Raw genomic sequence first — 6,190 nt, 5'->3', positions numbered from 1 at the left:
GCCATGAACCCGGTCGACCACCCGCTCGGCGGTGGCGAGGGCAAGAGCTCTGGCGGTCGCCACCCGGTCAGCCCGTGGGGTAAGCCGGAAGGCCGTACCCGGCGGGCGCATAAGCCCAGTGACCGGCTGATCAGCCGCCGCCGCGGCAAGAACAAGCGGTAGGGAGCAGCCTGTAATGCCTCGTAGCCTTAAGAAGGGCCCCTTCGTCGACGACCACCTGATGAAGAAGGTGGACGTGCAGAACGAGAGGGGCACCAAGACCGTCATCAAGACGTGGTCCCGGCGGTCCATGATCGTGCCGGCGATGCTGGGTCACACCATCGCCGTACACGACGGCCGCAAGCACATCCCGGTGTTCATCACCGAGTCGATGGTGGGCCACAAGCTCGGCGAGTTCGCTCCCACGCGGACCTTCCGCAGCCATGTCAAGGAAGACCGGCGCAGCCGGCGATAAGCCTGAAAGGGAACACCATGGAAGCCAGGGCTAAGGCGCGCTACGTGCGCGTCACGCCACGGAAGGCCCGCCGTGTGGTGGACCTGATCCGCGGGCTGCCCGCCGAGCAGGCACAGGCGGTTCTGCAGTTCTCGCCGCAGGCTGCCAGCGAGCCGGTCGGCAAGGTGCTTGCCAGCGCGATCGCTAACGCCGACCAGATCGGCGGGCGCGACCGGGGCATGCTCTGGGTGCGCCGGGCGTGGGTCGACGAGGGTCCGACGCTCAAGCGCTTCCGGCCCCGCGCGCAGGGTCGCGGGTACCGGATCAACAAGCGAACGAGCCATATCACGGTCGTGGTCTCCGACGACAGCGAGGGAGGGAACCGCTAGTGGGACAGAAAGTGAACCCGCACGGGTTCCGCCTGGGCATCACCACCGACTTCAAGAGCCGCTGGTACGCGGAGAAGAAGTACAAGGACTACGTCGCCGAGGACGTGGCCATCCGGCGCATGCTGCAGCGCGGCATGGAGCGGGCAGGCATCTCCAAGGTGGAGATCGAACGGACCACGGACCGGGTGCGCGTGGACATCCACACGGCACGCCCTGGCATCGTGATCGGGCGGCGCGGCGCCGAGGCCGACCGGATCCGCGGCGACCTGGAGAAGCTGACCAGCAAGCAGATCCAGCTGAACATCCTTGAGGTGAAGAACCCCGAGGTTGACGCCCAGCTGGTGGCGCAGGGCGTCGCCGAGCAGCTATCCAGCCGTGTCTCCTTCCGCCGCGCGATGCGCAAGGCGATGCAGAGCGCGATCAAGGGCGGCGCCAAGGGGATCCGGGTGCAGTGCTCTGGCCGTCTCGGCGGCGCGGAGATGTCGCGCTCGGAGTTCTACCGGGAGGGCCGGGTGCCGCTGCACACGCTGCGCGCGGACATCGACTACGGCTTCTACGAGGCGCGGACGACGTTCGGCCGGATCGGCGTGAAGGTGTGGATCTACCGCGGCGACGCGGCCCCGACCCGGGCCGGCCGCGAGGCGGCGCAGGCCGCGCTGCGTGCCGCTCAGCAGCGCGCCGGCCGGCCGCAGCAGACGCAGCGCCGCCGCCGCACCGACCGTCCCGACGGTCGCCCCGAGCGCCCCGAGCGGCCCGAGCGCCCCGAGCGGTCCGCCGCACCGACGGCGGAGCCGCAGCCCGCGACCACAGGGGAGGGCTGATCGATGCTGATTCCGCGCAAGGTCGCGCACCGCAAGCAGCACCGTCCGCACCGGACCGGCATGGCCACCGGCGGAACCAGGGTCGCGTTCGGCGAGTACGGGATCCAGGCTCTTGAGCACGCCTACGTCACCAACCGCCAGATCGAGGCGGCGCGTATCGCGATGACCAGGCACATCCGCCGTGGCGGCAAGGTGTGGATCAACATCTACCCGGACCGCCCGCTGACCAAGAAGCCTGCCGAGACGCGGATGGGCTCAGGCAAGGGCTCGCCGGAATGGTGGATCGCCAACGTGAAGCCGGGCCGGGTTATGTTCGAACTGTCGGGAGTGGCGGAGCCGGTGGCCCGCGAGGCGCTGCGCCGCGCGATCCACAAGCTTCCCATGAAGTGCAAGATCGTGAAGCGAGAGGTGGGTGAAGCCTGATGGCTAAGGGCTTGACCGCCGCGCAGCTGCGCTCTTCCTCCCTGGAGGAGCTGAGCAGCAAGCTGGCCGAAGCCAAGCAGGAGCTGTTCAACCTGCGGTTCCAGGGCGCCACCGGCCAGCTGGAGAGCCACGGCCGGCTGCACGCCGTGCGCAAGGAGATCGCCCGCATCTACACCGTGATGCGGGAACGCGAGCTCGGCATCATCACCGACGTCGAGGAGGACGTACCAGCGGACGTCGAGGGAGGCGCTGAGCAGTGAGCACGACACCGACACCGGCCGAGGCGGCAGCCGCCGCAGGCACCGAGGTGCACGCGCGCGGCTACCGCAAGACCCGTGAGGGATACGTGGTCAGCGACAAGATGGACAAGACCGTCGTCGTCGTCGTGGAAGACCGCGTGAAGCACCCCAAGTACGGCAAGGTCATGCGCCGTACGAAGAAGTACAAGGCACACGACGAGAAGAACGCCTGTGGCGTCGGCGATCGTGTGCTGCTGATGGAGACCCGGCCGCTGTCGGCCACCAAGCGGTGGCGTGTGGCCGAGATCCTGGAGAAGGCGAAGTAAGTAAGGGCCGGGGCAAGGATTTAAGGCCAGAGGAGTTGACGTGATCCAGCAGGAGTCGCGGCTGAAGGTCGCCGACAACACGGGCGCGAAGGAAATCTTGTGTATCCGCGTGCTCGGCGGCAGCGGCCGGCGATACGCGGGCATCGGTGACGTCATCGTGGCGACCGTGAAGGACGCGCTGCCCGGGGCTGGCGTCAAGAAGGGCGACGTCGTCAAGGCGGTCGTCGTGCGGACCCGCAAGGAGCGACGCCGCGCGGACGGTTCCTACATCCGCTTCGATGAGAACGCCGCCGTCCTGATCAGGGACGGCGGGGATCCGCGTGGCACCCGCATCTTCGGCCCGGTCGGCCGGGAGCTGCGGGAGAAGCGGTTCATGCGGATCATCTCGCTGGCGCCGGAGGTGCTGTGATGAGAATCAAGAAGGGCGACCACGTCGTGGTCGTGGCCGGCAAGGACAAGGGTGCTAGCGGGACCGTCATCGCGGTGTATCCGGACAAGCAGCGTGTCTTGGTGCAGGGCGTGAACATGGTCAAGAAGAACAAGAAGGTGACCAACCGCGCCGTGACCGGTACCGGCATCAAGGAGGGCGGCATCACCACCCAGGAGGCATCCGTCCATGTAAGCAACGTGCAGCTGGTCGACCCGGAGACCAGGCGTCCGGCGCGGGTGGGTTACCAGGTCAACGAGGACGGCAAGAAGGTTCGCGTCCTCCGCCCGAGCGGGAAGGAAGTCTGATGGCGACCGAGGCGCCGGCACGGCCGCGGCTCAGGGAGAAGTACCTGATCGAGATCGCCCCTGCCCTGAAGGATGAGTTCGGGTACGGCAACGTGATGCAGATTCCCCGGCTGACCAAGATCGTCGTGAACATGGGCGTCGGCGAGGCGGCGCGGGACGCGAAGCTGATCGACGGTGCGGTCAGGGACCTCACCGCCATCAGCGGGCAGAAACCAGCCGTGGCGCGGGCAAAGAGGTCCATCGCCCAGTTCAAGCTGCGCGAGGGCATGCCGATCGGCGTGCACGTCACGCTGCGCGGCGACCGGATGTGGGAGTTCCTCGACCGGCTCTTGTCGATCGCGCTGCCGCGCATCCGCGACTTCCGCGGCCTGTCAGACAAGCAGTTCGACGGGCGAGGGAACTACACGTTCGGGTTGACCGAGCAGGTGGTGTTCCACGAGATCAACCCGGACAAGGTTGACCGGCAGCGGGGCATGGACATCACGATCGTCACCACGGCAACCAACGACGCCGAGGGCCGCTCGCTGCTGCGGCGACTTGGCTTCCCGTTCAAGGAGGGCTGACCGGTGGCGAAGAAGTCGCTGATCGCCAAGGCTAACCGCAAGCCGAAGTTCGCCGTCCGCGCCTACACGCGGTGCACCCGCTGCGGCCGGCCACGTGCCGTGTACCGGAAGTTCGGCCTGTGCCGCATCTGCTTCCGCACGTTGGCGCACCGGGGCGAACTGCCCGGCATCACCAAGTCCAGCTGGTAACAACGAACGCCGCAGGTCCTGCCCACGGCGGTCGGGAAACCACGGCGAGGAAGGCCATCAGGCCATGTCAATGACCGACCCAATCGCGGACATGCTGACCCGTCTGCGCAACGCGAACTCGGCGTATCACGACACCGTGCGCATGCCCTACTCCACGATCAAGTCGCACATCGCCGAGATCCTCAAGCAGGAGGGCTACATCGCGGCGTGGCGCGTGGAGGAGGCCGAAGTCGGCAAGAGCCTCGTGATCACGCTCAAGTACGGCAACGCCAGGGAGCGCTCGATCGCCGGGATCAAGCGGGTCTCCAAGCCCGGTCTGCGGGTGTACGCAAAGAAGGACAACCTGCCACGGGTGCTCGGCGGGCTCGGCGTCGCGATCATCTCGACGTCCGGCGGGCTGATGACCGACAAGCAGGCCAAGAAGAACGGTGTGGGCGGGGAAGTACTCGCCTACGTCTGGTAAGGGAGGGCAGCAGGAATGTCACGTATCGGACGTCTCCCCGTGCCCATCCCCAGCGGCGTGGACGTGGCCATCGACGGCCAGGCGGTCACCGTCACGGGGCCCAAGGGCACCCTGGCGCTCAAGGTCGCCGAGCCGATCGCCGTGGTGCAGGAAGACAGCGTCATCCGCGTTACCCGGCCAAGCGACGAGGGCAAGGTCCGCGCGCTGCACGGCCTGTCCCGCACGCTGATCGCGAACATGGTGACCGGCGTCACCCAGGGTTTCAGCAAGACCCTGGAGATCGTCGGTGTTGGCTACCGTGTGCAGGCCAAGGGTGAGGACCTCGAGTTCTCGCTGGGGTTCAGCCACCCGGTGCTTGTCACCCCCCCGGATGGAGTCACCTTCCGCGTCGAGACGCCGACCAGGTTCGTGGTCGAGGGCATCGACAAGCAGCTGGTGGGTGAGACCGCGGCGCGGATCCGCAAGCTGCGCAAGCCCGACCCTTACAAGGCCAAGGGCGTGCGCTACCAGGGCGAAGTGATCCGCCGCAAGGTCGGGAAGGCTGGTAAGTAGTCATGTCTAGGACCAAGGCCAAAAGGTCGTCGCGCGAGTACGCCACCGGGCTGGTGGGACCGCGCACGACCGCCAAGACTCGCGCCCGAGTCCGGCGCCACCTGCGGGTGCGGAAGAAGGTCGCCGGCAGCGCCGCCCGGCCGCGGCTGGTCGTGAACCGGTCCGCGCGGCACATGTTCGCGCAGATCGTCGACGATACCGTCGGCCACACCCTGGCGTCCGCGTCCACCCTGGACGCGGGCATCAGGTCGGTGACGGGAGACAAGACCGCCAAGGCCAGGCTGGTCGGGGCGCTTATCGCCGAGCGTGCCAAGAGCGCCGGCATCACCGCCGTGGTGTTCGACCGCGGCGGATACCAGTACCACGGGCGCGTGGCGGCCCTCGCCGACGGCGCGCGGGAAGCGGGGCTGGCACTGTGATGCCGGTCAAGATTATGAGGAGGAACAGCTAATGCCAGCAGCTCCGCGGCGCGGCGGTGGCGGCGGCGAGCGGCGTGAGCGCCGCGAAGACCGGCGCGGCGGCACGGCCGAGAAGCAGGCGGTCTACCTCGAGCGCGTGGTTACGATCAACCGCGTGGCCAAGGTGGTCAAGGGTGGCCGCAGGTTCAGCTTTACCGCGCTCGTCGTGGTGGGCGACGGCAACGGCATGGTCGGTGTCGGCTACGGCAAGGCGAAGGAGGTGCCCGCGGCGATCGCCAAGGGCGTCGAAGAGGCCAAGAAGCACTTCTTCCGGGTTCCGCGCATCGCCGGCACGATCCCGCACACCGTGCAGGGCGAGGCGGCGGCGGGCGTGGTGCTGCTCAAGCCGGCCAGCCCCGGTACCGGTGTCATCGCCGGCGGACCGGTGCGGGCTGTCCTTGAGTGCGCGGGGATCAGCGACGTGCTGTCCCGCTCACTCGGCTCGTCCAACCCGATCAACGTGGTGCACGCCACCGTGGCCGCGCTGAAGTCGCTGAGCCGCCCCGAGGAGATCGCAGCCAAGCGCGGCCTGCCGATCGAGGACGTGGCGCCGAAGGCGATGCTGCAGGCGCGTGCCGCGGCAACGGCCGGCACGTAAC

14 protein-coding genes and 1 pseudogene are annotated in these 6,190 nt (G+C 68.0%); all 15 read left to right on the top strand.

From position 1 onward, the window contains the following. A pseudogene (locus Q1N79_RS02380) lies at positions 1-162 on the top strand (50S ribosomal protein L2); the annotation flags it as partial. Between the two features lie 13 nt (positions 163-175). Next, positions 176-454 (top strand): 30S ribosomal protein S19, encoded by a 279-nt coding sequence (rpsS, locus tag Q1N79_RS02375; protein WP_300603643.1) that lies wholly within the window; start codon positions 176-178, stop codon positions 452-454. Between the two features lie 17 nt (positions 455-471). Continuing rightward, on the top strand, positions 472-822 hold the full coding sequence (gene rplV / locus Q1N79_RS02370; RefSeq protein WP_300603640.1) for a 50S ribosomal protein L22: 351 nt from the start codon (positions 472-474) through the stop codon (positions 820-822). After that, complete coding sequence (rpsC, locus tag Q1N79_RS02365) at positions 822-1,643, top strand: 30S ribosomal protein S3 (protein ID WP_300603637.1); 822 nt, start codon at positions 822-824, stop codon at positions 1,641-1,643. Before rplV ends, rpsC begins: the two co-directional genes overlap by 1 nt. Before the next feature lie 3 nt (positions 1,644-1,646). Further along, positions 1,647-2,066, top strand: a complete 420-nt coding sequence (rplP, locus tag Q1N79_RS02360) for a 50S ribosomal protein L16 (RefSeq protein ID WP_300603633.1) — start codon at positions 1,647-1,649, stop codon at positions 2,064-2,066. Beyond that, the gene (rpmC, locus tag Q1N79_RS02355) at positions 2,066-2,326 is read left to right on the top strand and encodes a 50S ribosomal protein L29 (protein ID WP_300603631.1); all 261 of its coding nucleotides are present in this window, start codon (positions 2,066-2,068) and stop codon (positions 2,324-2,326) included. Before rplP ends, rpmC begins: the two co-directional genes overlap by 1 nt. Continuing rightward, positions 2,323-2,631, top strand: coding sequence for a 30S ribosomal protein S17 (gene rpsQ / locus Q1N79_RS02350; protein ID WP_300603629.1), 309 nt, complete (start codon positions 2,323-2,325; stop codon positions 2,629-2,631). The genes rpmC and rpsQ overlap by 4 nt, the downstream gene beginning before the upstream one ends. 40 nt (positions 2,632-2,671) lie before the next feature. After that, positions 2,672-3,040: a 50S ribosomal protein L14 gene (gene rplN, locus Q1N79_RS02345; protein ID WP_145852118.1), complete on the top strand. Its 369-nt coding sequence runs from the start codon at positions 2,672-2,674 to the stop codon at positions 3,038-3,040. Further along, positions 3,040-3,366: a 50S ribosomal protein L24 gene (gene rplX / locus Q1N79_RS02340; protein WP_300603626.1), complete on the top strand. Its 327-nt coding sequence runs from the start codon at positions 3,040-3,042 to the stop codon at positions 3,364-3,366. The genes rplN and rplX overlap by 1 nt, the downstream gene beginning before the upstream one ends. Beyond that, positions 3,366-3,929 carry a 50S ribosomal protein L5 gene (rplE, locus tag Q1N79_RS02335; protein WP_300603623.1) on the top strand — a complete coding sequence of 188 codons (564 nt, stop codon included), beginning with the start codon at positions 3,366-3,368 and terminating at the stop codon, positions 3,927-3,929. Before rplX ends, rplE begins: the two co-directional genes overlap by 1 nt. Positions 3,930-3,932: 3 nt before the next feature. Next, a complete protein-coding gene (locus tag Q1N79_RS02330) occupies positions 3,933-4,118 on the top strand; it encodes a type Z 30S ribosomal protein S14 (protein ID WP_300603620.1) in 186 nt (61 codons plus the stop codon). Positions 4,119-4,182: 64 nt separating this feature from the next. Further along, on the top strand, positions 4,183-4,581 hold the full coding sequence (gene rpsH, locus Q1N79_RS02325) for a 30S ribosomal protein S8 (protein WP_300603617.1): 399 nt from the start codon (positions 4,183-4,185) through the stop codon (positions 4,579-4,581). A gap of 15 nt (positions 4,582-4,596) precedes the next feature. Then, positions 4,597-5,133, top strand: coding sequence for a 50S ribosomal protein L6 (gene rplF, locus Q1N79_RS02320; RefSeq protein WP_300603614.1), 537 nt, complete (start codon positions 4,597-4,599; stop codon positions 5,131-5,133). Between the two features lie 2 nt (positions 5,134-5,135). After that, entirely contained in the window at positions 5,136-5,552 is a 417-nt protein-coding gene (gene rplR / locus Q1N79_RS02315; protein ID WP_300603611.1) for a 50S ribosomal protein L18, read from the top strand. Positions 5,553-5,583: 31 nt separating this feature from the next. Next, positions 5,584-6,189: a 30S ribosomal protein S5 gene (gene rpsE, locus Q1N79_RS02310; protein WP_300603609.1), complete on the top strand. Its 606-nt coding sequence runs from the start codon at positions 5,584-5,586 to the stop codon at positions 6,187-6,189. The last annotated feature ends 1 nt before the right edge of the window (position 6,190 follow it).

Origin of the sequence: Trebonia sp. (assembly GCF_030042015.1) — a bacterium.
Classification (GTDB): Bacteria; Actinomycetota; Actinomycetes; order Streptosporangiales; family Streptosporangiaceae; genus Trebonia.
This window is presented reverse-complemented; position numbering and strand designations above follow the sequence as displayed.

What these genes read in the sequence shown, in the direction of transcription:
- rpsS (WP_300603643.1), top strand. Translation starts at nt 176, where the DNA reads ATGCCTCGTAGCCTTAAGAAGGGCCCCTTCGTCGACGACCACCTGATG.
- rplV (WP_300603640.1), top strand. Translation starts at nt 472, where the DNA reads ATGGAAGCCAGGGCTAAGGCGCGCTACGTGCGCGTCACGCCACGGAAG.
- rplP (WP_300603633.1), top strand. Translation starts at nt 1,647, where the DNA reads ATGCTGATTCCGCGCAAGGTCGCGCACCGCAAGCAGCACCGTCCGCAC.
- rpmC (WP_300603631.1), top strand. Translation starts at nt 2,066, where the DNA reads ATGGCTAAGGGCTTGACCGCCGCGCAGCTGCGCTCTTCCTCCCTGGAG.
- rplX (WP_300603626.1), top strand. Translation starts at nt 3,040, where the DNA reads ATGAGAATCAAGAAGGGCGACCACGTCGTGGTCGTGGCCGGCAAGGAC.
- rplE (WP_300603623.1), top strand. Translation starts at nt 3,366, where the DNA reads ATGGCGACCGAGGCGCCGGCACGGCCGCGGCTCAGGGAGAAGTACCTG.
- rpsH (WP_300603617.1), top strand. Translation starts at nt 4,183, where the DNA reads ATGTCAATGACCGACCCAATCGCGGACATGCTGACCCGTCTGCGCAAC.
- rplF (WP_300603614.1), top strand. Translation starts at nt 4,597, where the DNA reads ATGTCACGTATCGGACGTCTCCCCGTGCCCATCCCCAGCGGCGTGGAC.
- rplR (WP_300603611.1), top strand. Translation starts at nt 5,136, where the DNA reads ATGTCTAGGACCAAGGCCAAAAGGTCGTCGCGCGAGTACGCCACCGGG.
- rpsE (WP_300603609.1), top strand. Translation starts at nt 5,584, where the DNA reads ATGCCAGCAGCTCCGCGGCGCGGCGGTGGCGGCGGCGAGCGGCGTGAG.